Source organism: Aurantimonas marianensis (genome assembly GCF_024195285.1).
Classification (GTDB): Bacteria; Pseudomonadota; Alphaproteobacteria; order Rhizobiales; family Rhizobiaceae; genus Aurantimonas; species Aurantimonas marianensis.
In genome coordinates, this window is sequence record NZ_JALHBS010000046.1 from 48,991 (window position 1) to 72,027 (window position 23,037).

At 64.8% G+C, this 23,037-nt stretch carries 21 protein-coding genes and 1 pseudogene; 11 read left to right on the forward strand and 11 right to left on the reverse strand.

What is annotated here, in order from left to right:
* Positions 1 to 33 precede the first annotated feature (33 nt).
* Both speB and MJ956_RS08535 read right to left on the reverse strand, forming a co-directional pair.
* Positions 34 to 1,077: an agmatinase gene (gene speB, locus MJ956_RS08530; RefSeq protein WP_253964053.1), complete on the reverse strand. Its 1,044-nt coding sequence runs from the start codon at positions 1,075 to 1,077 to the stop codon at positions 34 to 36.
* Positions 1,070 to 2,317 carry an aminotransferase gene (locus MJ956_RS08535; RefSeq protein WP_256477788.1) on the reverse strand — a complete coding sequence of 416 codons (1,248 nt, stop codon included), beginning with the start codon at positions 2,315 to 2,317 and terminating at the stop codon, positions 1,070 to 1,072. Before MJ956_RS08535 ends, speB begins: the two co-directional genes overlap by 8 nt.
* Before the next feature lie 144 nt (positions 2,318 to 2,461).
* Here MJ956_RS08535 and MJ956_RS08540 point away from each other — a divergent pair, with 144 nt between their 5' ends.
* Entirely contained in the window at positions 2,462 to 3,430 is a 969-nt protein-coding gene (locus MJ956_RS08540) for a LysR family transcriptional regulator (protein WP_253964055.1), read from the forward strand.
* On the opposite strand, the gene MJ956_RS08545 is transcribed toward MJ956_RS08540, so the two are convergent.
* The 3 genes from MJ956_RS08545 to MJ956_RS08555 all read right to left on the reverse strand — a co-directional run bounded on the left by MJ956_RS08545 (position 3,378) and on the right by MJ956_RS08555 (position 6,392).
* Positions 3,378 to 4,658, reverse strand: a complete 1,281-nt coding sequence (locus tag MJ956_RS08545; protein ID WP_253964056.1) for a TRAP transporter large permease — start codon at positions 4,656 to 4,658, stop codon at positions 3,378 to 3,380. The two genes, MJ956_RS08540 and MJ956_RS08545, sit on opposite strands and share 53 nt — an antisense overlap.
* 100 nt (positions 4,659 to 4,758) lie before the next feature.
* On the reverse strand, positions 4,759 to 5,340 hold the full coding sequence (locus tag MJ956_RS08550) for a TRAP transporter small permease (RefSeq protein ID WP_253964057.1): 582 nt from the start codon (positions 5,338 to 5,340) through the stop codon (positions 4,759 to 4,761).
* A 74-nt stretch (positions 5,341 to 5,414) separates the two neighbouring features.
* Positions 5,415 to 6,392, reverse strand: coding sequence for a sialic acid TRAP transporter substrate-binding protein SiaP (locus MJ956_RS08555; protein ID WP_253964058.1), 978 nt, complete (start codon positions 6,390 to 6,392; stop codon positions 5,415 to 5,417).
* A gap of 199 nt (positions 6,393 to 6,591) precedes the next feature.
* Between MJ956_RS08555 and MJ956_RS08560 the strand changes: the two genes are divergently transcribed.
* Positions 6,592 to 8,106: a UxaA family hydrolase gene (locus MJ956_RS08560; protein ID WP_253964059.1), complete on the forward strand. Its 1,515-nt coding sequence runs from the start codon at positions 6,592 to 6,594 to the stop codon at positions 8,104 to 8,106.
* Positions 8,107 to 8,126: 20 nt separating this feature from the next.
* Here MJ956_RS08560 and MJ956_RS08565 read toward each other — a convergent pair whose 3' ends face one another.
* The 5 genes from MJ956_RS08565 to MJ956_RS08585 form a co-directional block, all read right to left on the reverse strand.
* Positions 8,127 to 8,669 (reverse strand): gluconokinase, encoded by a 543-nt coding sequence (locus MJ956_RS08565; protein ID WP_253964060.1) that lies wholly within the window; start codon positions 8,667 to 8,669, stop codon positions 8,127 to 8,129.
* 335 nt (positions 8,670 to 9,004) lie between these two features.
* Positions 9,005 to 10,330 (reverse strand): TRAP transporter large permease, encoded by a 1,326-nt coding sequence (locus tag MJ956_RS08570; protein WP_253964061.1) that lies wholly within the window; start codon positions 10,328 to 10,330, stop codon positions 9,005 to 9,007.
* The gene (locus MJ956_RS08575) at positions 10,330 to 10,914 is read right to left on the reverse strand and encodes a TRAP transporter small permease subunit (protein WP_253964062.1); all 585 of its coding nucleotides are present in this window, start codon (positions 10,912 to 10,914) and stop codon (positions 10,330 to 10,332) included. The genes MJ956_RS08570 and MJ956_RS08575 overlap by 1 nt, the downstream gene beginning before the upstream one ends.
* A 64-nt stretch (positions 10,915 to 10,978) precedes the next feature.
* A complete protein-coding gene (locus MJ956_RS08580) occupies positions 10,979 to 12,001 on the reverse strand; it encodes a TRAP transporter substrate-binding protein (RefSeq protein WP_253964063.1) in 1,023 nt (340 codons plus the stop codon).
* Positions 12,002 to 12,030: 29 nt separating this feature from the next.
* On the reverse strand, positions 12,031 to 12,612 hold the full coding sequence (locus tag MJ956_RS08585; protein ID WP_253964064.1) for a gluconokinase: 582 nt from the start codon (positions 12,610 to 12,612) through the stop codon (positions 12,031 to 12,033).
* A 134-nt stretch (positions 12,613 to 12,746) separates the two neighbouring features.
* On the opposite strand from MJ956_RS08585, the gene gntR reads away from it, so the two are divergent.
* From gntR to MJ956_RS08630, 9 genes are all read left to right on the forward strand, one after another.
* Positions 12,747 to 13,760 (forward strand): HTH-type transcriptional regulator GntR, encoded by a 1,014-nt coding sequence (gene gntR / locus MJ956_RS08590; protein WP_256477786.1) that lies wholly within the window; start codon positions 12,747 to 12,749, stop codon positions 13,758 to 13,760.
* Between the two features lie 121 nt (positions 13,761 to 13,881).
* Entirely contained in the window at positions 13,882 to 15,312 is a 1,431-nt protein-coding gene (locus MJ956_RS08595) for a mannose-1-phosphate guanylyltransferase/mannose-6-phosphate isomerase (protein WP_341482710.1), read from the forward strand.
* A gap of 206 nt (positions 15,313 to 15,518) precedes the next feature.
* Positions 15,519 to 16,178, forward strand: a complete 660-nt coding sequence (locus tag MJ956_RS18990; protein ID WP_423724824.1) for a cell wall hydrolase — start codon at positions 15,519 to 15,521, stop codon at positions 16,176 to 16,178.
* Positions 16,179 to 16,335: 157 nt separating this feature from the next.
* Positions 16,336 to 18,153: an IlvD/Edd family dehydratase gene (locus tag MJ956_RS08605; RefSeq protein WP_253964066.1), complete on the forward strand. Its 1,818-nt coding sequence runs from the start codon at positions 16,336 to 16,338 to the stop codon at positions 18,151 to 18,153.
* 37 nt (positions 18,154 to 18,190) lie between these two features.
* Positions 18,191 to 18,943 carry an SDR family oxidoreductase gene (locus MJ956_RS08610; RefSeq protein ID WP_253964067.1) on the forward strand — a complete coding sequence of 251 codons (753 nt, stop codon included), beginning with the start codon at positions 18,191 to 18,193 and terminating at the stop codon, positions 18,941 to 18,943.
* A gap of 23 nt (positions 18,944 to 18,966) precedes the next feature.
* On the forward strand, positions 18,967 to 19,953 hold the full coding sequence (gene denD, locus MJ956_RS08615) for a D-erythronate dehydrogenase (RefSeq protein ID WP_253964068.1): 987 nt from the start codon (positions 18,967 to 18,969) through the stop codon (positions 19,951 to 19,953).
* A 28-nt stretch (positions 19,954 to 19,981) separates the two neighbouring features.
* On the forward strand, positions 19,982 to 20,887 hold the full coding sequence (locus MJ956_RS08620; protein ID WP_253964069.1) for an NAD(P)-dependent oxidoreductase: 906 nt from the start codon (positions 19,982 to 19,984) through the stop codon (positions 20,885 to 20,887).
* Positions 20,888 to 21,038: 151 nt separating this feature from the next.
* Positions 21,039 to 21,713 (forward strand): GntR family transcriptional regulator, encoded by a 675-nt coding sequence (locus MJ956_RS08625; protein WP_253964070.1) that lies wholly within the window; start codon positions 21,039 to 21,041, stop codon positions 21,711 to 21,713.
* Between the two features lie 72 nt (positions 21,714 to 21,785).
* Entirely contained in the window at positions 21,786 to 22,709 is a 924-nt protein-coding gene (locus MJ956_RS08630) for an NAD(P)-dependent oxidoreductase (RefSeq protein ID WP_253964071.1), read from the forward strand.
* A 39-nt stretch (positions 22,710 to 22,748) separates the two neighbouring features.
* Here the strand turns inward: MJ956_RS08630 and MJ956_RS08635 are convergent.
* Positions 22,749 to 23,037 (reverse strand): annotated as a pseudogene (locus tag MJ956_RS08635) (UDP-glucose 4-epimerase GalE); the annotation flags it as partial.

Genomic DNA, 23,037 nt, shown 5'->3' on the forward strand with positions numbered 1-23,037 from the left:
TTGGTTCTGTCAGTGGTCATGAGGCGGCGGCCGTCAACGGCGGCCAGGCGTGAAGGGCACCAGGCTCAGAAGCTCGAACAGCATCTGCGCCCCGGCATGGGCGGTGTTCGTCGTCGCGTCATATTGCGGCGCGACCTCGACCACGTCGCCGCCGACCATGTCGATCCCGGCGAGGCCGCGCAGGATCGCCTGCGCCTCGCGGGTGGTCAGTCCGCCGATCTCCGGCGTTCCGGTTCCCGGCGCGAAGGCCGGGTCGAGGCTGTCAATGTCGAAAGAAACATAGACCGGCCCGTCGCCGGCGACCGCGCGCGCCTTGGCGATCACGGCGTCGATGCCCATCGCCGGAATTTCCTCGGCGTGGATGACGGTCATGCCGGATTCAAAGGAGAACTCCCACAGATATTCCGACGAGCCCCTGATGCCGATCTGGATGCAGCGCTCGGGGTCGAGTACGCCGTCGAGGACGGCTTGCCGGAACGGCCCGCCATGGTGGAACTTGCAGCCGTCGAACGGCCCCGACGTGTCGCAATGGGCGTCGACATGGATCATGCCGACAGGACGGTCCCGGCCTACGGCACGCAGGATCGGCAGGGTGATCGAATGATCGCCGCCGACAGAGAGCGGCGTGACGCCGGCGGAGACGATCGCGGCGATCGTCTTCTCGATGTCTTCGTGCGATGTGGCGAGATCGAAGCGGCTGCGGAAGGGCACGTCGCCGATGTCGGCGACCTTGAGGTCGGCGCCCGGCATCGTCTTGAGGACGTGATTGTAGGGGCCAACGCGTTCCATCGCCCGCATGGCCCGTGGGCCGAAGCGGCTGCCATTGCGGTTGGTGACGCCGAGATCCATCGGCACGCCGATCAGAGCGACGTCGAGGTTGGCGAGATCCGGCGCCGACCAGTCGACGGCGCGGAACGGCATGTCGAGCAGCGTCGGCAGGCCGGCATAGGGCGCGACGCGCGTGCCTTTCGGGTCGAACAGCTTGGCCGCGACAGCCGCGAAGCCGGCGTCGTGGATCGTTCGTTCGTTGTCGCCGGCAAAGCGCTGGCGCAGCGCGTCGAGTTTGTCGCTATCCATGGGCTGTCCTCGTCGCATGGGGTTGGTCGTCCGCCCGAAAGCCGCCGGCGAGGCCGAGCGCCAGCCGGCGCGCCAGTTCGCGGATCCGGTCCACGGGGACATTGGCGAAGGCGATCCGCAGATGGTCTTCCTGGCTTGGGCCGAAGAAGCTGCCCGGCAGCACCAGCACGCCCAGATCGCGCATCAGCGCCTCGGCGACCGCTTCAGCCGACAGACCGCGCCAGGGATGGCGGACATAGGCGAAATAGGCGCCGATCTGTTGGAGCGCCCAGCCATCGAGGCGGCCGGTCTCCTCCCGGAAAACACCGGCGCGTTTCGCGATCTCGTGGCGGTTGTCGCCCCGCCAGTCGGCGAGCGCGGGGATCGCCCAGGGCAGGGCGGCCTGCGTCGGCCGCGGCGCGCAGATCTGCACGCAGTCAATGACCTTCTCCATCTGCGCGATGAACCCGGATCCGGCGATCATCGCCCCTACGCGATGGCCGGGGATCGCGTAGGATTTGGAGAAGGAATAGAGGCTGACCAGATGCTCGCGCGCGGCGGCGCTGCCGAACAGGCGATGCGGCGCGCCGCTCTCCGGGGCCAGGAAATCGCGATAAGTCTCGTCGAGCACGAGGGTGAGGCTGCGGCGGACGCACACGTCCAGCAACTCGGCAAGGAGGTCAGGCGGATAGACGGCACCGGTCGGGTTGTTGGGGGAAACGAGAACGAGAGCCCGGCAGCGGTCGTCGATCAGCGCCTCCACGTCACTCGGCACCGGCAGGAAGCCGGTTTCCGCTTGCAACGGCAGCACGCGCGCCTCGATGCCGAGCATCTCCAGCGTCATCTTGTGATTGAAGTACCAGGGCGCCGGCAGGACCACGGCGTCGCCGGCTTGGGCGACGCCCAGCATCGCGGCGAAAAACGCCTGGTTGCAGCCGGCGGTGATGGCAACGCGTGATGCGGCGATCTCACTGCGGTAGAGGCTGGAAACATGGGAGGCATAGGCCGCGCGCAATGCCTGGTCGCCGAGAATGTCGCCGTAGCGGGCCGCCTCCTGAGAGGCTGCTGTCACGGCGAGGCGTTCGGCGAATTCGGCTGGTGGCGCGTGGTCTGGAACCGCCTGGCTGCAATCGATCATGGCGCCGTGGGCGCCGTCATAGGATTCGATCCAGCGGCCGGCCCGCGCGATCGGCGGTGCCGTCACGGCGGCTAGCAGCGGGTTGCGGCGTGGCGTGGGTCTGCCGCCTTCGTTCTCAGCCAGCGTTGAACCCTCCCGAGTTTGCCCACAGTTTGCTCACTATGGCTCTCCGCCTTCTCCCCGGGCATTTGAGGGGGGCTGGACGCGCCATGACATACCGCACTATCAATCCTGACATTGGCAAACATCAATGTGAGACGGGTGGCGATGCGTGTTTCTGGGAGTGACCTGCGACTTTTGACCGTCTTCGACGCGGTCGTGCGCAATGGCGGTTTCGCCGCGGCCGAGACCGAGCTCAACATCAGTCAGTCGACGATCAGCAATCACATGACGGCGCTCGAACAGCGGCTCGGCTTCACTCTGTGCCAACGCGGCAGGGGCGGTTTCCGGCTGACGGAAAAGGGACGCGCGACTTATGAATCGGCGCGCCAACTGGAAAAGGCCCTGCAGGATTTCACCGCCGACGTCGCTTCGGTCCGGGGCGAACTGAAGGGTGAACTGCGGATCGGAATCCTCGACGCCATCGCCAGCGACCCGGCCAATCGGTTGGCCGAGGTGGTCGCCGAATTCGGTCAGATCGCCCCCCAGGTGAAGCTGGTGCTCGTCCAGGAGCGGCCACAGGACATGCAGCAGAAGGTGGCGGATGGGCTCTATCACTGCGCCATCGGCAGCTATCGCAACCGCATCGAGGGGATCGAATATGATCGCCTCTACGAGGAACGGCACAGCCTCTATTGCAGCCGAAGCCATCCCGCCTTCAGCACGTCCGACGCCGAACTGACCGATGCGCGGCTCGCCGCTCTGCCTTTCGTGCATCGGGGCTATTGGCGCGACGAGGACTCACTGCGCCAGATCGACTGGCGGGTGGAGGCGACGGTGTATCAGATCGAGCCGCAGCTGATCCTGATCCGCTCCGGCCGTTACATCGGCCTGTTGCCGGACCACTATGTCCGCCAGGAGGTCGGGGCGGGCGAGCTGCGCGCCATCCGCCCGAGCGAGATCGGCTATGTCTGCACGTTCGAGCTGCTTTCGCCGAAGAATCGGCGCACCAGCGACATCGCCCAGGCCTTCATCGACACCGTCCGCGCCGTCTGGGGACGCGAAGGGCCGGCGTTTCGCGTCCTCAGCGATAGATCAGCGTCGGCAGCCACATGGTCAGAGCCGGCACGAAGGTGATCAGAAGCAGGACGGCGAACAGCGGTATGAGGAAGGGTGCGGTCGCGGTCACGCAACGCTCGAACGGAACGCCGGACACCCTTGAAAGAACATAGAGAACCATGCCGATCGGTGGCGTCAGCAAGCCGATCATCAGATTGAGCACCATGATCACACCGAAATGCACCGGGTCGATGCCCATCTTGATGGCGATCGGCAACAGCACCGGGGTCAGGATGGTGATCGCCGCCACCGTCTCCAGGAAACAGCCCACGACCAGCAGGATCAGGTTGATGAGAAGCAGCACGATCCAGGGATTGTCGGAGATGGTCAGGATGAGCGCGGCGAACTGCTCCGGCGCGCGGTTGGATGTGAGAATCCAGGCGAAGATAGACGCCGCGGCGACGATGAACAGGACCACCGACGTCGTCTCGATCGTGTCGAAGGAGACCCGCAGGAATCGCTTCAGCGTCAGCGTGCGATACACGAACAGGCCGAGGATCAACGCCCAGGCACAGGCGGCGATCGCGGCTTCCGTCGGCGTGAAGGCACCCGACAGGATGCCGCCGACGATGATCAATGGGGTCAGCAGCGACAGGAAGGCGCGCTTGAAGGTGGAGCCCAGGATCGCGAACCGGAAAGGCTGGTCGATCGGATACTTCCGCCAGCGGGCATAGAGGGCGATCATGACCATCAAGGACACGGCCATCAGCAGGCCGGGCACGAAGCCGGCGGCGAAGAGCTGGCCGATCGAGGCGCCGGCGACGACGCCATAGATGACCATCGGCAGCGACGGCGGGATGATCGGCCCGATGGTCGAGGAGGCGGCGGTGATGCCGACGGCGAAGCCGGGATCGTAATTGGCATCGCGCATGGCCTTGATCTCGATCGCGCCGAGGCCGCCGGCGTCGGCGACGGCCGCGCCCGACATGCCGGCGAAAATCACCGAGGCGCCGACATTGACGTGACCGAGGCCGCCGCGCATCCAGCCGAAGATCGCCTTGGCGAAATCGAAGATCCGCTCGGTGATGCCGGCGGTGTTCATCAGATTGCCGGCAAGGATGAAGAAGGGGATGGCGAGCAGCGGAAAGGAATCGACGCCGTTGATCATGCGGTGGATGACCACCACATCGGGGACCCGGCCCTCGATCAGGATGAACACCGCCGACGAACCGGCGAGCGCGATAGCCACCGGCACGCCGAGGATGATCAGGACGAGCACGAGAACGAAGAGCGAGATCAGCAGCATCGGGACGGACCGGTTTCGAGGCGAGTGATCCACAGCCGGCGGGTGAGGCCGGTCGCGGTCGCGGAAAGGACGGGGAGGGCGCGCGCGCCGGGCACCGGCGTCAAAGGCCTGATGTCGTCGGAGCAAAGCGCTCCGGGTCGATCAGTCGGCTGGTGCCGGTCTTGAGGTGGCCCATCAGCGCCAAGAGAGCATAGATCGCCATGAAGCCGAAGCAGATGGAAACACCCCAATAGACAAGCGACTTCGGCACGTCGATCGAGACCATCATCTGCTGGGTCCGCTGGGCGAGCTGCGTGCAGAACCAGCCCATCGCGACATAGAAGGCGAGGCTGACGCAATCGACGAAGATCTGGAGCGCGAAGCGGACCGGCCGCGGCAGATAGCGGTAGATCAGTTCGACGGCGATGTGACTTTGCTTGCGCGCCGCCATGATCGAGCCGATGAAGGTGACGGCGATCAGCAGAAACCGTGCGATCTCCTCGGTCCAGCCGAGGGAATCGTTGAGCACGTAGCGCGTGAAGAACTGCAGGAAGACGACGAAGGCCAGCAGCCAGAAGACGAAAAGGATGAGCCCGTCGCTCCAGCGGATGTCCGACAGGTCGATCGGCTGGTCTGTGAGCGGGCTCGGCGCTTCTGCGCGCACGGCCGGGCTCGGGTCGTCCTCAGGGGGCATGGCGGCCATGGGGGTCTCCGGAAATCACACGAAGACCGGGCGACCACGGGGGCCGCCCGGCAGTGTTGCCTGACTGTCAGGATTTACTTGATGGCCTGGAGCCTGTCGTAGGTCTCCTGCTCCCAGGTCGCGTCCTCGCCATTGTGAAGCTTCATCGTGGCTTCGCGGAACGGCGTGACATCGACCTCGTTGACGGTCACGCCCTGCTCCTTGAACCATGCCGCGAGCTCGGCTTCCTTCTCGCGGACCTGCGAGGTGGCGCATTCGGCGGTTTCCGTCAGCACCTCGGTGAGGGCGGTCCGGTCGGCTTCCTCCATCTGGTCCCAGGTCGGGCCGCCGACGATCGTCAACAGCGCATCGTTGATGTGGGCCGTCAGGTTGATGTCCGACTGAACCTCGTAGAACTTCTTCGCCTGGATCGTCGGCAGGGGATTTTCCTGCCCGTCGACCGTGCCCTGCTGAAGGGCGAGATAGACCTCGGCGAAGGCGATCGGGGTCGGGTTGGCGCCGACGGCCTTGGGGAACATCATGTAGAGCGGTGCGTTCGGCACCCGGATCTTCATGCCGGCCATGTCCTCGGGTTTCAGGATCGGCTTGTTCGAGGTGACGTGCCGCTGGCCGTAATAGGTGGTGGCGACGACGTGATTGCCGCTGGCCTCACGGTAGCCCTCTGCCAGTTCCTTGAACAGGTCGGAATTGCGATACTTGTCCCAGTGATCGTAGTCGCGGAACATGAAGGGCGCGCCGCCGATGGCAATCGGCCCGTAGGCGCGGCCGGCGAACAGCTGGCCGGTGTAGATGATGTCGACGGTGCCGAGCCCGAGGCCCTCGTTGATGTCGACTTCCTTGCCGAGCGAGGAGGCCGGGAACACCTCGATCGAATAACGATCCTCGGTTGCCGCCTTCAGCTTGTCCGACGCCTCGACGGCGCAGGTGTGATAGGGTTCGCTCTCTTCATAGACATGCGCGAATTTGAGGACCGTCTCGGCGGCGGCCGCCTGTGCCGACAAGGCCACTCCCATGGCGGCGGACATCGCAAGGCACTGTTTTAGATATTTCATGTTCTTCCTCCCTAATGTATACGCTGAATCCCGGCCGCATATTATTCACTGCACCTCGTTGTGCAATGGCCGTGGCGATATTCTTTGCGATAGAATGAATGCACCGCTTGTGCTTTGACGCCAATGACGAGATTTCAACCGCGACGGTGCTGCCAGGCGCGAAGGCGTTGGCACCCTCGGTTCAAGGGACAGCCAGACAATGTCGACCAACACGGTTCGCCTCGACCCCTTTGACAACGTGGTGACGGCGCTGCGCGCGCTGGAGGCCGGCGCGGAGGTGGAAGATGCGCGCACGCTGATGATGATCCCGCGCGGTCACAAGATCGCCACGCGCGCGATCCCGGCGGGCGAGCCGGTCGTGAAATACGCGCAGGTGATCGGCTACGCGGCCGAGGCCATCGAGGCGGGCGCCCACGTCCACACCCAGAATGTCGAGTTTCGCGGCACGGCGCACGACTACGAGTTTTCGACCGACCTGCGTCCTGTCACGGCGGTTCCGGCGGAGCAGCGCGACAGCTTCATGGGCTATCGCCGTGCCGACGGGCGGGTCGGCACGCGCAACACCATCGCGATTCTGACGTCGGTCAATTGCTCGGCGACGGCGGCGCGCAAGATCGCCGAGGCGTTCGGGCCGGAGGAACTTGCCGCTTTTCCGAACGTCGACGGGGTCACGGCGTTCGTGCATGGCACCGGTTGCGGCATGGGCGGCGACGGCGAGGGGTTCGACGCGCTGCAGCGGGTGATGTGGGGCTATGCCCGCCATCCGAATGTCGCCGGGGTGCTGATGGTCGGGCTCGGTTGCGAGGTCAACCAGATCGACTGGCTGCTCGAGGCTTACGGCATCGAGAAGGGGCCGATGTTCCAGGCGATGAACATCCAGGATGTCGCAGGTCTCCGCCGCACGATCGAAACGGGGGTCGAGAAGGTCCGCGCGATGTTGCCGATTGCCGATCAGGCCCGCCGCGAGCCGTGTCCGGTCTCCGAATTGACCGTCGCGCTGCAATGCGGCGGCTCCGACGCCTGGTCGGGGATCACCGCCAATCCGGCGCTCGGCTACGCCTGCGATCTTCTGGTCGCCCAGGGCGGCACCGGTGTTCTCGCCGAAACGCCGGAGATCTATGGCGCCGAGCACCTTTTGACGCGCCGGGCGAAGGACCTGAAGACCGGTGAGAAACTGGTCAAGTTGATCGAGTGGTGGGAAGATTACACCGCCCGCAACAAGGGCTCGATGGACAACAATCCCAGCCCCGGCAACAAGAAGGGCGGCCTCACCACGATCCTGGAAAAGTCGCTCGGCGCCGCCGCCAAGGGCGGGACCTCGCCGCTCAACGGCGTCTATAAATACGGTGAGCCGATCCGCGAGCGCGGTTTCGTCTTCATGGATTCACCGGGCTATGATCCCGCCTCGGTCACCGGCCAGATCGCGTCGGGCTGCAACCTCGTCGCCTTCACCACCGGTCGCGGCTCGGCGGCTGGCTTCAAGCCGTCGCCCTCGATCAAGATCGCAACCAACACCGAGATGTACCGGCGGATGACCGAGGACATGGATGTCGACGCTGGCCGGATCGTGTCGGAGGGCCGATCGATCGAGGAACTCGGCCGCGATATCTACGACATGCTGTTGCGGGTCGCCTCCGGCGAGATGTCGAAATCCGAGATGCAGGGGCTGGGCGACTACGAATTCGTGCCGTGGCAGATCGGCGCGACGATGTAGGAGCGGGAGCGCGATTCTGATTATCGGACGGGAGGCGGCTGTTTCGTGACGCTTTCCACCAGCGCGGCGGCCTCGGCCACGACGTCGTCCAGGCTGGGAGAAACGTCGATCACGTGAACGTCTTGCTCCATTGGCGTCGGTGGTTCCAGATCGAGGATCTGGCTATCGAGCAACGCAGCAGGGGCGAAATGGTCGCGGCGCGCCAGCATCCGGTCGCGGATCAGATCGTGCGCGCCGGTCAGGTGAATCACGCATAGCGCGCCGATCTCCCGGCGCAGGAAGTCCCGATTGCTCTTCCTCAAGGCGGAGCAGGCGAGGAAGACCGGCCGTCGATACTCCACGCGGGTTCGCTCCACGGCGCCGCAGACGCGACGCAGCCAGCCCTTCCGGATGAAGTCGTCGATCGGGATGCCGCAGGACATGCCGTCGATATGCTTGGCGAGATGATAGTCATTGGCATCGAGAAAGGTGCCATTGAGACGATGGGCGAGCGCTTCTCCCACCGCACTCTTGCCAACCCCGGATACCCCCATGAGCAGGAAGACGGGGTCTGATCGTGTCACGGCGTCGTCCTCCCTGTCAGTTTGGACTCATTCGCGTTGCGAGCGCCTTCTCAAGATCGACGCGTGGTTCCCAAGACCCAAGTATGTTGGCCGACATTAGCGACGGCCGGTTTCAACTTCGTTAGGTGGTGAGCGGATAAGGTGCTGTGGGGTCTCGTGGTTTCAACCCCTTGCTGTGCGGCGGGGGAGGCCGGAACGAGGCGAACCGGTTCGCCCGCCCGGCGACGAGCCCGGCGCTCCAGTCAACGGCGATGCACTGGAATCCCGAGACAGGTCTACGACGGGCCGCGTTTTCGCCGCGATGACGGTCGTTCATCAGGCCTCCCCGCGACATTCTACCGTCCGGTGATCCAGGGAAAGGCGATCAAAAGTCCGACCGCGAAGATCTGGATGGCGATGAAGGGCAGGAGCGAGCGGAAGATATCGCCCAGCGAGATTTCCGGCGGCGCGACGCTCTTCAGATAGAACGCGGCGGGGCCGAAGGGGGGCGACAGGAACGATACCTGCATGTTCATGGCGAAGAGGACGCCGAACCAGACCGGATCATAGCCGAGGTCTTTCACGATCGGCACGAAGATCGGCATGGTGAGCAGCGCGATCCCGACCCAGTCCAGGAACATTCCCAGGACGAACAGGATCGCCATCATGAACAGGATGATGATGGTCGGGTTCTCCGAAATTCCGGTGATCAGGTCGGAGACAAAGTCGATACCGCCCATCAGGTTGAAGACCCCGACGAGAGCGCTCGCGCCGATGCCGATCCAGACGATCATGCCAACCGTCGACAATGTCTGCAGCGCCGCGCCCTTCAGCATCGTAAGGGTGAACTCGCCCCGAACGACAGTCGAAAGCAGCACACCGGCCACGCCGACGGCCGAGGCTTCGGTGACGGAAGCGATGCCGCCATAGATCGAGCCCAGAACGAAGATCACCACGAGTATCGGCAGGACGATGCCCCTCAGCAGCACGATCTTCTCGCTCCAGGGGCGGGTGTCCGGCTCCGGCGTTGGCGCGAGGGCGGGATTGAGATAGCAGCGCGTCAGAACGTAAACGACGTAAAAGCCGGCAAGCATGAAGCCGGGAATGAAGGCCGAGGTGAACAGATCGCCGATGGAGACATTGGCGGTCAGGCCGTAGATGATCAGCACGATCGATGGCGGCACCATGGTGCCGAGCGAGCCGCCGGCGCAGATGACACCGATGGCAAGGTTGCGGTCGTAGCCCTGGCGCAGCATCTGCGGCAGCGCCAGCAGGCCGAGAAGTACGATCTCACCGCCAATGATGCCGCTCATCGCAGCCAGAATGACGGCGAGGAAGATCGTCTGGACGGCGACCGCGCCGCGCAGCCGTCCGCCGACCAGCTTCATGGCGTCGAACAGATCGCGCGCGATGCCCGATCGGTCCAGCAGCGCCGCCATCAGCACGAACATGGGCACGGAAACGAAGACGAAGGAGGAGACGAAAGAATAAACCCGGCTGGTGATCAGCGGGACCGCCATCGGGCCGAACCAGCCCAGCGCGAAGATCAGCGCGACCAGCAGCGTGACGAACGCGAGCGGGATGCCGAGCACCAGAAGGGCCAGCAGCATGGCGAACATGACGAGCGTCGCCTGTTCGATGCCGAGCGCCTTGAGGTCGAACAGAACGGTAAAGGCGTCCATCAGTTGGAAATCCGATCGCGATCGCGGCTGGACCGGAAATAATTGACCGTCAGGATCATGAACTGAATGGCCATCAGCACCAGTGTGGCGAAGAGAAAAAGCTTGAGATAGGCGGGATAGCTGGGGTCCCAGGCGCTGCCCGAACTCTCGAAGCGGATGCTGCCGTCGGGACGGAAGATGGCGCGCTCGACCATCAGCCAGGACGCCCAGGCAAAAAACGCCGAGGCGATCAGGCAGACGAACGAGATCGCGGCGTTGAGAACCCGTTTGGGCCGGCCGCGCACGACGTCGTAAATCAGCACCACACGGATATGCGAGTCGCGGGCCGCGCAATAAAGCCCGCCGTAGACGAAGGCGATCGCGCAAAGGAACACGGTCGTTTCATGCGCCCAGATGGTCGGGGCGTTGAAGACGTAGCGCAGGACCACTTCCTGGATCAGGATGAGCATCGCCGCGACGATGCCGACGGCGAACACGATGCCGCCCTTGTCGATCGCGCGACCCAGCCGACCCGCCTGGGGAATGACCGGGTGAGGGCTTTCCGCGTCAAGCACGGCAGCCCGCGGATCGGCTTCCTTCGCCATCGTTCTCCCCTCCCACCGATCGACGTCCGGCGGCGGGCGCACCGCCGCCGGACCAAACGAGATGTTACTTCATCATCCCGTTGTCTTTGAGGTAGCCCGTCAGTCTATCATAGACCTTCTTGGCGTTGTCGGACTTGTCGGCGACCGTTTTCCATTCGCCGGTCGCGATCGAGCGGAACTTGGCCCGCTCCTCATCCGACCAGTCGTGAACGGTTATCTTGCCGCCCTCCTTGGCGGCCTTCACTGCCTCCTCGTCCTTGGCGGCCAGGGCCGAGACCTGCTTCTGGGCGAATTCGGCCACGCTCTCCTCGAAGGCGGTCTTGATGTCTTCCGGGAGCGCGTCCCACTTTTCCTTGTTCATCGAGACTTCGACCAGCGGCATCGAGTGGAAGCCGGGATAGACCGGATGGGTCGCGACATCGTTCAGGCCCTGCGCCTGGTTGGTCGAGAACACCGAATAGTCGGCCGCGTCGATGACGCCCTTGTCGAGGGAAGTGAAGACCTCGGAGCCGGGCAGATTGACCGGCGACGCGCCCGCCGCCGCGAACACCTGCTGCACCAGACCTTCCGGCGCGCGCATCTTCAGGCCCTGCAAGTCGTCGACGCCTTCCAGCGGAACCTTGGATACGAACGCTTCGAGGCCCGGCGTGGTCGCGCCGATGAAGTGCAGACCATAGGGCTCGACCAGCTCGTTCATCAGCTCCTTGCCGCCGCCCTTCTGCATGAAGTCGAACATTTCCTGAGGATCGGACCAGGCGCCGACCGGATTGGCGATCAGGCCGAAGGCGGCGTCCTTGCCGGCGAAGTAGGAGGTGTCGGTGATGTGGCCGTCGAGAATGCCGGCGGCGATCGCGTCCTGGGTCTCGTTGTGAGCGACGATCGATTCGACCGGCAGCAACTCGACCTCGACCTTGCCGTCGGTCTTCTCGTTGATCGCCTTGGTCCATTCCTGCTGCAGCTCGAAGTTCGGGTTGCCGGCGGGATCGCTCGACTGGAACTTGAAGCTGTATTCCTGCGCCGAGGCCGCGCTTGCGATGGCGAGCGTCGCGGCGGCGGTCAGCGCGAGTTTGGTAAACGATTTCAGCATGATGTAATCTCCCTGTGATGTCTGGCTTGTTATGGTCTGTGGGTGTTGCCGACGGAATGTCTGTCTTCCGCGTGAGGATGAGATCCGGCGTTGGCAACGACGCGCCGGGAAATGGCGAGAGCTTCATGAACCACCGACTCGAGGGGTGGTGAAATGTCGAGGACGTGTACCCCTTCCTCGGGAGCGCGCGGCGGCTCCAGATCCCGAAACTGGCTCTCGATCAGCGAGATCGGCATGAAATGGTCGGGCCGCCCCGTCATGCGCTCGCGGACCAGCTCCGGGTCGCCGGCGAGATGAAGAACGCAGAGTGGCCCCACTTCGCGACGAATGAAGTCACGATAACTTTTCTTCAGCGCCGAACAAGCGATGAAGACCGGCGCATCGCGTTCGCGCCGCGCGGCCACGATCGCCCGGCAGACGCGGCGAAGCCAGTCCTTGCGGACAAGATCGTTCAGCGGAATGCCGGCGGACATGTCCTTGACGTGCTCGGCGAGATGGTAGTCGTCGCCGTCCAGGAACGTACCGTTCAGGGCCCCGGCAAGCGCTTGGGCAACCGCAGACTTGCCGGCGCCGCAGACCCCCATGATCAGAAAAACCGGGCTCGGCTGCATCGTTATCTCTATCTCCCCGGCCATTCGACGGGTCCCCCCGCATCGAATGGTAGCGCTAACATTTGTCGGATCGGGCTTTCTTAGTCAACCCTTTCGACTATCATGTGTCTTCGAAAGAAGGGGAGGGAGCGAGTTTGAGGGGTGTCGGAAAGATCACATTATCCGACGTGGCAAGGCAGGTAGGTGTTAGCGCAATCACGGTATCCAGGGCGCTCCGCAGCCCGGAGAAGGTATCGGCGGCGCTACGGGAGCGCATCCGCCTGGCCGTCGCGGAACTGGGCTACATCCCGGACGCGGCGGCGCGGGCGCTGGCTTCCGGCCGCACCGATGTCATCGGCGTCCTTATCCCCTCCGTCACCAACAACGTTTTCGCGGATGTCCTGAGCGGTATCTACGCCGGCATCGAGGACGCGCCCTTCGACGTTCAGCTGGGCAATACGCGCTATTCAGGCCTTCAGGAGGAGAGCCTGCTTCGGGTGTTTCTCAGCCAGAAGCCAGCGGGCCTGATCGTCACCGGCATCGACCAGTCGGAGGAGGCGAGGGCGCTGTTATCGACGGCCCAATGCCCGATCGTTCAGATCATGGAGACCGACGATCGGCCGATCGACATGATGATCGGTTTCTCCCATTATGCCGCGGCCGGCGCGGCAACCGCCCATCTGGTCGAGCGCGGCTATCGAAAACTGGGTTTCCTCGGAGCGCGGATGGACCCCCGGACGCAACGGCGTTTTCGTGGGTTTCGCGATACGGCAGAAGCGGCGGGCGTCTTTTCGAAAACGCGGGTCATCACGACGCCGGCCCCCTCAACGGTCACGCTGGGCAGTCGGTTGTTCGCCGATCTGGTCGAGCGCGCGCCCGATATCGACGGGGTCTTCTGCAACAATGACGATTTGGCGCTCGGAGTCCTGTTCGAGGCGCAGCGGCGCCGGATATCGATCCCAGCGGAGCTCGGCCTTTGCGGATTCAACGATCTCGAGATGATGGCGACGGCGGAACCATCGGTCACGAGCGTGCGGACCTTTCGTCACGAAATGGGGCAGCGCGCGGTCGTCATGCTCATCGAGGCAATCCAAGCGGACCTTGCGCGATCACCGCAGGTTGTCGACCTCGGTTATGAAGTCAAAGCGCGGGGCAGCACGGCGCGTTAGTGCCCGGGGCACCGGCGGGCCGGCACACCGGCCGATGGAGCAGCCGAAATGGACAGCGCCGGGGTGATCGGCTAGGCAAGGCCGACAGGGCGACGGCCTGAGCTTTGGGAGACACAGCGGCGTGCAGGATCATCCTCTGGTTCCGATCATCATGGCCGGCGGCGCGGGAACGCGCCTGTGGCCGGTATCGCGCGACACCATGCCGAAGCAGTTCATCGCACTGCTCGATGACGGCATGTCGACCTTTCAGGCCACACTTCTGCGCTTCAAGGGCGCGGCATTCGGCGAACCGATCGTCGTCACCAACCACGAATTCCGGTTTATCGTCGCCGAGCAGATGGCGTCGCTCGGCATTGCCGGGGAAATCGTCCTGGAGCCGGAGCGCCGCGATTCCGCCGCGGCCGGCGCCGTCGGGGCGCTGCTCGCGGCCGACCGCTCCCCCGACAGCATCTGCATCGTCGTTGCCGCCGACCATGCCATCGCGGATGCCGAGGCCTTCGTGAAAGACTGCCTCCTGGCCGCGACGATCGCCGCCGACGGGCCGATCATGACCATCGGCATCGAGCCCGATTGTCCGTCCACGGCCTATGGCTACATCGAGCGGTCGGCCGACGTCCTCGGCGAGCGGGCGCATGGGCTTGCCCGGTTCGTGGAGAAGCCGGTGCGCGAGGTCGCCGAGCGCTACGTCGCGGAAGGCTATCTGTGGAACAGCGGCAATTTCATCTTCGCCATCGGCACGATTCTCGAAGAGATGGAGCGTCATTGCCCCGAGGTTCTCGACGCCGCGCGCAGATCGGTCGCGAAGGCGGCGCGCGATCTCGATTTCCTCCGCCTCGATACGCAGGAATTCGCCAAGGCGCCGAAAATCTCGATCGATCACGCGCTGATGGAGAAGACGGAGCGGGCGGGCGTGCTCGCGGCATCCTTCGACTGGTCTGATATCGGCGCCTGGGACGCGATCCACGACCTCAAGGTCAAGGACGAGAACGGCAACCGCCTCGAAGGCCCCGTCGCCGTGCTCGGCACGACGAACAGTTTCCTGCGCAGCGAGGAGATGCTGACGGCCGCGGTCGGCCTCGACGGCGTGATCGTCGTGGCAACGCAGGACGCCGTGCTGGTCGCCGCCAAGAGCGAGGCCGGTCGGGTCAAGGATCTGGTCGCGGACATGAAGCGCGCCGGCCGGCGCGAGGCGAGCGAGCATCTGCGAATCTACCGGCCCTGGGGCTGGTATCAGCGCATCGATATCGGCGATCGTTTTCAGGTCAAGCACATCAGCGTCAAACCCGGCGGGCTGCTCAGCCTGCAGCGCCACCACCATCGCGCCGAACATTGGGTCGTGGTTCACGGCACCGCCGTGGTGACGATCGACGGCACCGTTTCGCTGTTCCACGAGAACGAAGCCGCGTATCTGCCGATCGGCTGCGTCCATCGTCTGCACAATCCGGGCAAGATCGACCTCAAGCTGATCGAGATCCACGTCGGCAGCTACACCGGCGAAGACGATATCGTGCGCATCGAGGACGTCTACGCCCGCGCCGACTCCAGCGTCTGAACGCACGCGCGCAGGGATCGAGGGTGCGCGGCGCGGGGCGGGCGCTGCTTGGACGGACTGCCGGCACCCTGAAAATTTTAGTCGATCCTTAACGGTGTTTGCTCTTTTCGATGCCACCGGGGCGTCGGCGCACCGCGCGTTAAGTCTTATTCCGCAGGCTCGTCGCATTCGAACGTGCCAGACGTTCCGACGCCCGAGACCCTGTGATGGCTGTACCGACACCGACGATCCTTCGCCGCAACGCGTTGCTGCTTTGCCTGCTCGCTCTGCTGGGCGCTTGCGCCAGCGGCCCGCGACTGCGTCCGATGACGGCGCATGAATGCATGACGCGGGTGATGTATTTCGAATCGAATCGCTCCAGCCCGGATGGCATGCTGGCTGTCGGTACCGTCGTGATGAACCGTCTCAACAGCGGTCTTTACCCGAAGTCCGTCTGCGGCGTCGTCGGCCAGAAAAACCAGTTCGCGCCCGGCGTTCTCAGGAAACCGATGCACAAGGGGCGCGATCTCGCCGCGAAGATGGCGACGCGGGTCCTCAGGGGCGAGCGGCATCCCCGCGTCAGCAAGGCGATGTTTTTCCACACCGCCGGCATGACCTTCCCCTACACCAACATGCATTATCTGGTCGAAGCGGGGGGTAACGTGTTCTACGAAAAGCGCAAGAATGCCCGCCGGATCGGCGACCCACCCTTTCGCAATCCGGCGCCGCGGGCGGTGCAGTACGCGCCGCGTTCGGTCTATGTCGCGGAGGCGCCGCGCTTCGCCAGGTCCGTGCCGGTTTCGCCTCGGCGCGCCGCGCCGACGCCCCACAATCCAGGCCTTGCGCCGATGAGTGTGGCCGATCTCATCGCCGCAAGCGGCGACTGACCCGAACACCGGGATTTCCCCTGCCCCGAGCCTGCCGCTCTCGCCTCTCGCCGTGAGGCGGGATAAGTGTTTGAATGCCGAGTGGAGTAATGTATACGTTGTGCGGCGCGGCGCGGTGAAGAACGGCGCCGCGGACAGGGATGCATCCGGAGATCAGATGACTAACGACCTCAAGGCCGGTCAGCTACGTTCCCGCGCGTGGTTCGACAATCCGTCCAATCCGGACATGACGGCGCTTTATCTCGAACGCTATCTCAATTTCGGCTTGAGCCAGGAGGAGCTTCAGTCGGGCAAGCCGATCATCGGCATTGCCCAGACCGGCTCGGATCTCAGTCCCTGCAACCGGCATCACCTCGAACTCGCCAAGCGGGTGCGCGAGGGCATTCGCGAGGCCGGCGGCATCGCCATCGAGTTTCCGGTGCATCCGATCCAGGAAACCGGCAAGCGCCCAACCGCCGCGCTGGACCGCAATCTGGCCTATCTCGGGCTGGTCGAAGTGCTTTACGGCTACCCGCTCGACGGGGTGGTGCTCACCATCGGCTGCGACAAGACCACGCCCGCCTGCCTGATGGCGGCGGCGACGGTGAACCTTCCGGCGATCGCGCTGTCGGTCGGCCCGATGCTCAACGGCTGGTTTCGCGGCGAGCGCACCGGTTCCGGCACGATCGTCTGGAAGGCGCGGGAGATGATGGCGGCCGGCGAGATCGATTATGCCGGTTTCGTCAAGCTGGTCGCTTCGTCAGCGCCCTCCACCGGCTATTGCAACACGATGGGCACCGCGACGACGATGAATTCGCTGGCCGAGGTGCTCGGCATGCAATTGCCGGGCTCGGCGGCCATCCCGGCGCCCTATCGCGACCGGCAGGAGATTTCTTATCTGACCGGCAAGCGCATCGTCGAAATGGTGCATGAGGATCTCAAACCGACCGACATCATGACGCGCGACGCCTTCATCAACGCGATCCGCGTCAACTCGGCCATCGGCGGCTCGACCAACGCGCCGATCCATCTGAACGGCCTCGCGCGCCATCTCGGTGTCGAGCTGTCGATCGACGACTGGCAGAGCTATGGCGAGGAAATCCCGTTGCTGGTCAATCTGCAGCCGGCGGGCGAATATCTCGGCGAGGACTATTACCATGCCGGCGGCGTGCCGGCGGTGGTCAACCAGCTGATGAACCAGGGCCTGATCGCCGAGGACGCAATGACGGTGAATGGCCGGACGATCGGCGACAATTGCCGGGGCGCCGTCATCGAGGACGAGAACGTCATCCGGCCGATCGAGCGGCCGTTGCTCCAACATGCCGGCTTCCGGGTGCTCAAGGGCAATCTGTTCGATTCGGCGATCATGAAGCTGTCGGTGATCTCGCCGGAGTTCCGCGACCGTTATCTGTCCAATCCGGACGATCCGATGGCTTTCGAGGGCAGGGCGGTGGTCTTCGACGGACCCGAGGATTACCACGCGCGGATCGACGATCCGGCGCTCGGCATCGACGAACACTGCATCCTGTTCATGCGCGGCGCCGGTCCGATCGGCTATCCGGGCGGCGCGGAAGTGGTGAACATGCGGGCGCCAGACTATCTGCTGAAGCGCGGCATCAACTCGCTGCCATGCGTCGGCGACGGGCGCCAGTCGGGCACGTCCGGCAGCCCCTCGATCCTCAACGCCTCACCCGAGGCTGCGGCCGGCGGCGGCCTGGCGGTGCTGGCCACCGGTGATCGCGTTCGGATCGACATGGAGCGCGGCAGCGCGAACATCCTCATTCCGGACGACGAGCTCCAGGCGCGTTTCGCCGCCCTTGCCGAGGCCGGCGGCTACGCCTATCCGGCACACCAGACGCCCTGGCAAGAAATCCAGCGCGGCATGGTCTCGCAGCTGGAGACCGGCATGGTGCTCGAGCCGGCCGTCTCCTATCGGCGTCTGGCGCAGGGCGGGGTGGACGGCACCGGCGCCCGTGTGCCACGCGACAATCATTGAACCGCCCTTTGATGGCGGACAGGACCAGGGAGTGAGCATGACGAAGCGTCTCGACGGCAAGGTGGCCTTGTGTACGGCGGCCGGTCAGGGGATCGGCCGCAAGGTCGCCGAAGCGTTTCTGCAAGCCGGCGCCAAGGTCTATGCGTCCGACCGCGACGCGGCGAAGCTGGACGGGTTGAAAGCCTTCGGCATCGTGGACACCGCCGCGCTGGACGTGACTGATTCCGATGCCGTCGCCGCCTATCTCAAGCGGGTCGACACGCCGGACATCCTGTTCAACTGCGCCGGTTTCGTCCATCACGGCACGGTGCTCGACTGCGACGAGGATGCCTGGGACTTCTCCTTCGATCTCAATGTCAAGGCGATGCATCGCACGATCTCCGCTCTGTTGCCACGCATGGTGGAGGCCGGCGGCGGCTCGATCATCAACATGGCCTCGGCCGCCTCGTCGATCAAAGCGGCGCCGAACCGCTACGTCTATATGGCGACGAAGGCGGCGGTGATCGGCCTGACCCGCTCGGTGGCGATCGACTTCATCAAAAGCGGCATCCGCTCCAACGCGATCTGCCCCGGCACGATCGAATCGCCATCGCTCGAAGGCCGGATCGAGGAACTGGGCAAGAGCGTCGGCGGCACCGAGAAAGCCAAGACGATGTTCATCGAGCGCCAGCCAATGGGCCGTCTCGGCACGCCCGAGGAAATCGCTCATCTCGCCGTCTATCTCGCCTCGGACGAAAGCCGTTTCACGACCGGCACCACCCAAGTGATCGACGGCGGCTGGTCGCTCTGACCCGTCCGCAGGGAGACTGAACAATGCGAATTCTGATCTTGGGTGCCGGCGGTATGGTTGGCCGGCGGCTCGTCGACAAGCTTCTCGCCGACGGTAACCTCGCCGGCCAGCCCATCGAGGCGATCGACGCATTCGACGTTGTGGAGCCAAGCTTCGACAGCGCGTCCGGCGCTATCAGGATCGAAAGCAGCGCCGGCGACATCGCCGATCCCGGGACCGTTCAGGCTCTGGTCGCCAAGCGGCCGGAGATGATCTTTCACCTTGCCGCGATCGTCTCGGGCGAAGCCGAGGCCGATTTCGAGAAGGGCTATCGGATCAACCTCGACGGGATGCATCATCTTCTGGAAGCGATCCGCGCCCAGGGCGACGCCTATCGTCCCCGGCTGGTCTTCAACTCGTCCATCGCCGTCTTCGGCGCGCCATTCGAGGATCAGATCTCCGACACTTTCCTGCAGGCGCCGCTGACCAGCTACGGCACCCAGAAGGCGATCTGCGAGCTCTTGCTGGCCGACTACACCCGCAAGGGGTTCGTCGATGGCGTCGGCATCCGCCTGCCGACGATCGTGGTGCGTCCGGGCAAGCCGAACAAGGCGGCGTCGGGGTTCTTCTCCGGCATCATCCGCGAGCCGCTGGCGGGCCACGAAGCCATCCTTCCGGTCGACGACGAGGTGCGCCACTGGGTCGCGAGCCCGGCGGCGGCGGTCGGTTTCCTCCTCCATGCCGCGACGATGGACACCGAAATCCTGGGGCATCGCCGTTCGCTGACCATGCCGGGCCTGTCGATCACCATCCGCGAGATGATCGAAGCGCTGCGCGAAGTGGCCGGCGACGAGGTGGCCGGCCGCATACGGCGCGAGCCGGACGCCACGATCGAGAAGATCGTTTCGGGCTGGCCGCGCGATTTCCGGGCGGACCGAGCCGTCGAGGCTGGTTTTGTCGCCGACACCGACTTTGCCTCGATCATTCGCGCCCACATCGCCGACGAGGCCGGCCGCGAGGGCGCCCAGTGATCGGCCATCACCCGAAGAGGAACACACCATGACGGATCGCCCGCGTATCGGCTTCATCGGCGTCGGCCTGATGGGCCACGGCATGGCCAAGAACATCCTCGAAGGCGGCTACCCGCTGACGGTTCTCGCTCACCGCAATCGCAAGCCGGTCGACGATCTGACGTCGCGGGGAGCCGAGGAGGCCGCGAGCGCCGCCGAGATGGCCGAAAAGGCGGAGATCGTCTTCCTGTGCCTGCCGGGCAGTCCGGAGGTCGAAGCGACCGTTGGCGAGATACTCGACGCAAAGGGCGCGACGACGACGATCGTCGACAGCTCCACCAGCAATCCGGTTTCCACCCGTGCGCTGGCGGAGCGTTGCCGCGAGGCCGGTGTGACGCTGATCGACGCGCCCCTGTCGCGAACGCCGAAGGAAGCCTGGGAAGGCACGCTCGACACCATGGTCGGCGCTTCGGCCGAGGATTTCGAGCGGGTTCGTCCCATTCTCGACTGCTGGGCGGGCAAGGTCGTCAACGTCGGCGAAACCGGCGCCGGCCACACCATGAAGCTTCTCAACAACTTCCTGTCGCTCGGCTATGCCTCGCTTTATTCCGAGGCACTGGCCATCGGGGCGAAAAACGGCATCGACGCCAAGACGTTTCACGGCGTCATCAGCGGCGGCCGGATGGATTGCGGCTTCTACCAGACCTTCATGCAATACGTGGTCGAACGCGACCGGGATGCCCACAAGTTCACGTTGCGCAACGCTCACAAGGACATGCGCTACGTCGTCTCGATGGCGAATGAGAGCGGCATCGCCTCGCATGTCTCGTCGAGCGTGAAGAACGGCCTGGCGACCGCCGAGGCGATCGGCCGCGGCGACGACTATCTGCCGATGCTCTCCGACGTCGTGGCGGAACTGAACGGCATCGCGGTCCGGAAGAACTCGACAGAATGAGCGCAGGAGCGCAGACGCTGATGCGCCGTAAGCAGGGAGGCTTGCACTGACCAAGCCGGACACGACCAGCGACAGCGCTCGCAGAAGGACGGCCACAATCACCAGGCCGGGCGGTTCGCGGCCACGGCCGACGCTCCAGGGCGTAGGCAAGATGCCGGCGCGCGAGCGGGCCTATCACGAACTGAAGTTCCGGATACTCGAAGGTCGCCTGCCACCCGGCACCACGCTCCTGGAGACCGAGGTCGCCAATCTTCTGTCGCTCAGCCGCACGCCGATCCGCGAGGCGCTGATCCGATTGGAGGAGGAGGGTCTCGTCGCGGTGCGGCCGCGCCACGGCATTACCGTCAAGGCGCAATCGCTCGACGATCTCGCCGATATTTACGAGGTCTTTTCCACCCACGAGGTCAAGGCCGCGCAATTGGCCGCCCGCCGCGGTCTCTCAAAGACCGAAGCCGATCGGCTGCACGCGCTCATGGGGCAAATGGAGCGCGCCACGCAACGCGACGACATCGAGCAATGGTCGCGGCTGGACGACATCTTCCATGCCGAGATCGTCTCGTTCTGCGGCAATGCCAGACTGCAGGCGACGCTTCGGCAATATTGGGATCAGCAATACCGCGCCCGCATGGCGATCATGCCGCTCCGCCCGCGTCCGACGCAATCGGACGAGGAGCACCGGGCGATCGTCACGGCGATCCTGAGCGGCGACGAGGCCGAAACCAGGCGCCTGCATCAAGAACACCGCGACCGCGCCGACCAGCAGGCGCTCGAACTCCTGCGCCGCCAATCCGGCACACTCCCGGGTGGCGAGGCCAAGGGAATCTAGCGCTCTTTCGATCCGGTTTTTTGCCGTCTTCCGGTATGCCGGTCACAACTCTGTCCGTCCAGGAGCCAAATCATGAGCCTTGAAAACATCACGCTGATCGGTACCGGGATCATGGGCGCGCCGATGGCGCGGAACATCGCCAAGGCCGGCTTCCGCGTCACCGTCTGGAACCGGACGCGCGCGAAAGCGGATGCGCTCGCCGGTGTCGCGACCGTCGCCGCCGATCCGCGTGAGGCCGTGGCCGAGGCCGACGCCGTCATCACGATGGTCGACAATTCGCCGATCGTCACCGAGATCTATTTCGGCGAGCACGGCGTGGTCGAGGCCGCGCCCTCGAACGCGTTGTTCATCGACATGTCCTCGATCCAGCCGAGCGTCGCGCGCGACCACGCGGCCTCGATCGAGAAAGCCGGACGGCGCCACATCGACGCGCCGGTCTCGGGCGGCGAGAAGGGGGCGATCGAGGGAACGCTCGCCATCATGGCCGGCGGTCGGGCGGAGGATTTTGCCGAAGCGGAACAGGCCTTGAAAGCGATGGGGCGGCCCACCCATGTCGGCGTCCACGGCGCCGGCCAGGTCGCCAAGCTTGCCAACCAGGCGATCGTCGCCGTCACCATCGGCGCCGTCGCCGAGGCGATGCTGCTCGCCCAGGAAGGCGGCTGCGACCCCGCCGCGTTGCGCGACGCGCTGATGGGCGGTTTTGCCACCTCACGCATCCTCGACCTGCACGGCGAGCGGATGACCGAGCGCAACTGGGTTCCCGGCGGGCCGCTGGAACTGCAATTGAAGGATCTGGAAAACGCTCTGGAAGTGGCACGGGAGGCAGGGCTGACCCTGCCGCTGACCGAAAAGGCGCGCGACGCCTTCCACGCCCTCGCCAAGGAGATGGAGATGGGCCGTCACGACCACGCCGCCTATCTGCGCTGGCTGGAAGCAATCAATCCCGGCAAGCGGCTCGGCACCGGACCCGATCGCGATCCGGGCGCCAACGCCTGATTCCCGCTATCGACGCCGGCGCCGCGTCGCCGGCCGCGATCAGTGATGATTGCGGCGGGCGAGGGCGCGTTCCCAGTCGAGCGCATGGCCGACGATCTTGCGCAAATCGTCGTATTCGGCCCGCCAGCCGAGCTCGTTGCGCGCGCGTGTGGGGTCGGCGACGATCGCGGCGGGGTCGCCGGGCCTGCGGCCCCGTAGGCGAATCTCGAAGTCCTTGCCGACGACATCCTTGACCGCGTTCAGCACCTCCATAACCGAATAGCCGCGTCCGTAGCCGCAATTGGCGACCATGCTGGACCCGCCGCCACGCAGCCTTTCGAGCGCGAGG

Excerpts from the sequence above, each read along its gene's own strand:
- MJ956_RS08570 (WP_253964061.1), bottom strand. The coding sequence starts at position 10,330 with ATGGACGCCTTTACCGTTCTGTTCGACCTCAAGGCGCTCGGCATCGAA.
- MJ956_RS08620 (WP_253964069.1), top strand. The coding sequence starts at position 19,982 with ATGACGGATCGCCCGCGTATCGGCTTCATCGGCGTCGGCCTGATGGGC.
- MJ956_RS08630 (WP_253964071.1), top strand. The coding sequence starts at position 21,786 with ATGAGCCTTGAAAACATCACGCTGATCGGTACCGGGATCATGGGCGCG.
- MJ956_RS08540 (WP_253964055.1), top strand. The coding sequence starts at position 2,462 with ATGCGTGTTTCTGGGAGTGACCTGCGACTTTTGACCGTCTTCGACGCG.
- MJ956_RS08575 (WP_253964062.1), bottom strand. The coding sequence starts at position 10,914 with ATGGCGAAGGAAGCCGATCCGCGGGCTGCCGTGCTTGACGCGGAAAGC.
- MJ956_RS08545 (WP_253964056.1), bottom strand. The coding sequence starts at position 4,658 with ATGCTGCTGATCTCGCTCTTCGTTCTCGTGCTCGTCCTGATCATCCTC.
- MJ956_RS08585 (WP_253964064.1), bottom strand. The coding sequence starts at position 12,612 with ATGCAGCCGAGCCCGGTTTTTCTGATCATGGGGGTCTGCGGCGCCGGC.
- denD (WP_253964068.1), top strand. The coding sequence starts at position 18,967 with ATGCGAATTCTGATCTTGGGTGCCGGCGGTATGGTTGGCCGGCGGCTC.
- MJ956_RS08560 (WP_253964059.1), top strand. The coding sequence starts at position 6,592 with ATGTCGACCAACACGGTTCGCCTCGACCCCTTTGACAACGTGGTGACG.
- MJ956_RS08550 (WP_253964057.1), bottom strand. The coding sequence starts at position 5,340 with ATGGCCGCCATGCCCCCTGAGGACGACCCGAGCCCGGCCGTGCGCGCA.
- MJ956_RS18990 (WP_423724824.1), top strand. The coding sequence starts at position 15,519 with ATGGCTGTACCGACACCGACGATCCTTCGCCGCAACGCGTTGCTGCTT.
- MJ956_RS08610 (WP_253964067.1), top strand. The coding sequence starts at position 18,191 with ATGACGAAGCGTCTCGACGGCAAGGTGGCCTTGTGTACGGCGGCCGGT.
- MJ956_RS08555 (WP_253964058.1), bottom strand. The coding sequence starts at position 6,392 with ATGAAATATCTAAAACAGTGCCTTGCGATGTCCGCCGCCATGGGAGTG.
- MJ956_RS08605 (WP_253964066.1), top strand. The coding sequence starts at position 16,336 with ATGACTAACGACCTCAAGGCCGGTCAGCTACGTTCCCGCGCGTGGTTC.
- MJ956_RS08625 (WP_253964070.1), top strand. The coding sequence starts at position 21,039 with ATGCCGGCGCGCGAGCGGGCCTATCACGAACTGAAGTTCCGGATACTC.
- speB (WP_253964053.1), bottom strand. The coding sequence starts at position 1,077 with ATGGATAGCGACAAACTCGACGCGCTGCGCCAGCGCTTTGCCGGCGAC.
- MJ956_RS08580 (WP_253964063.1), bottom strand. The coding sequence starts at position 12,001 with ATGCTGAAATCGTTTACCAAACTCGCGCTGACCGCCGCCGCGACGCTC.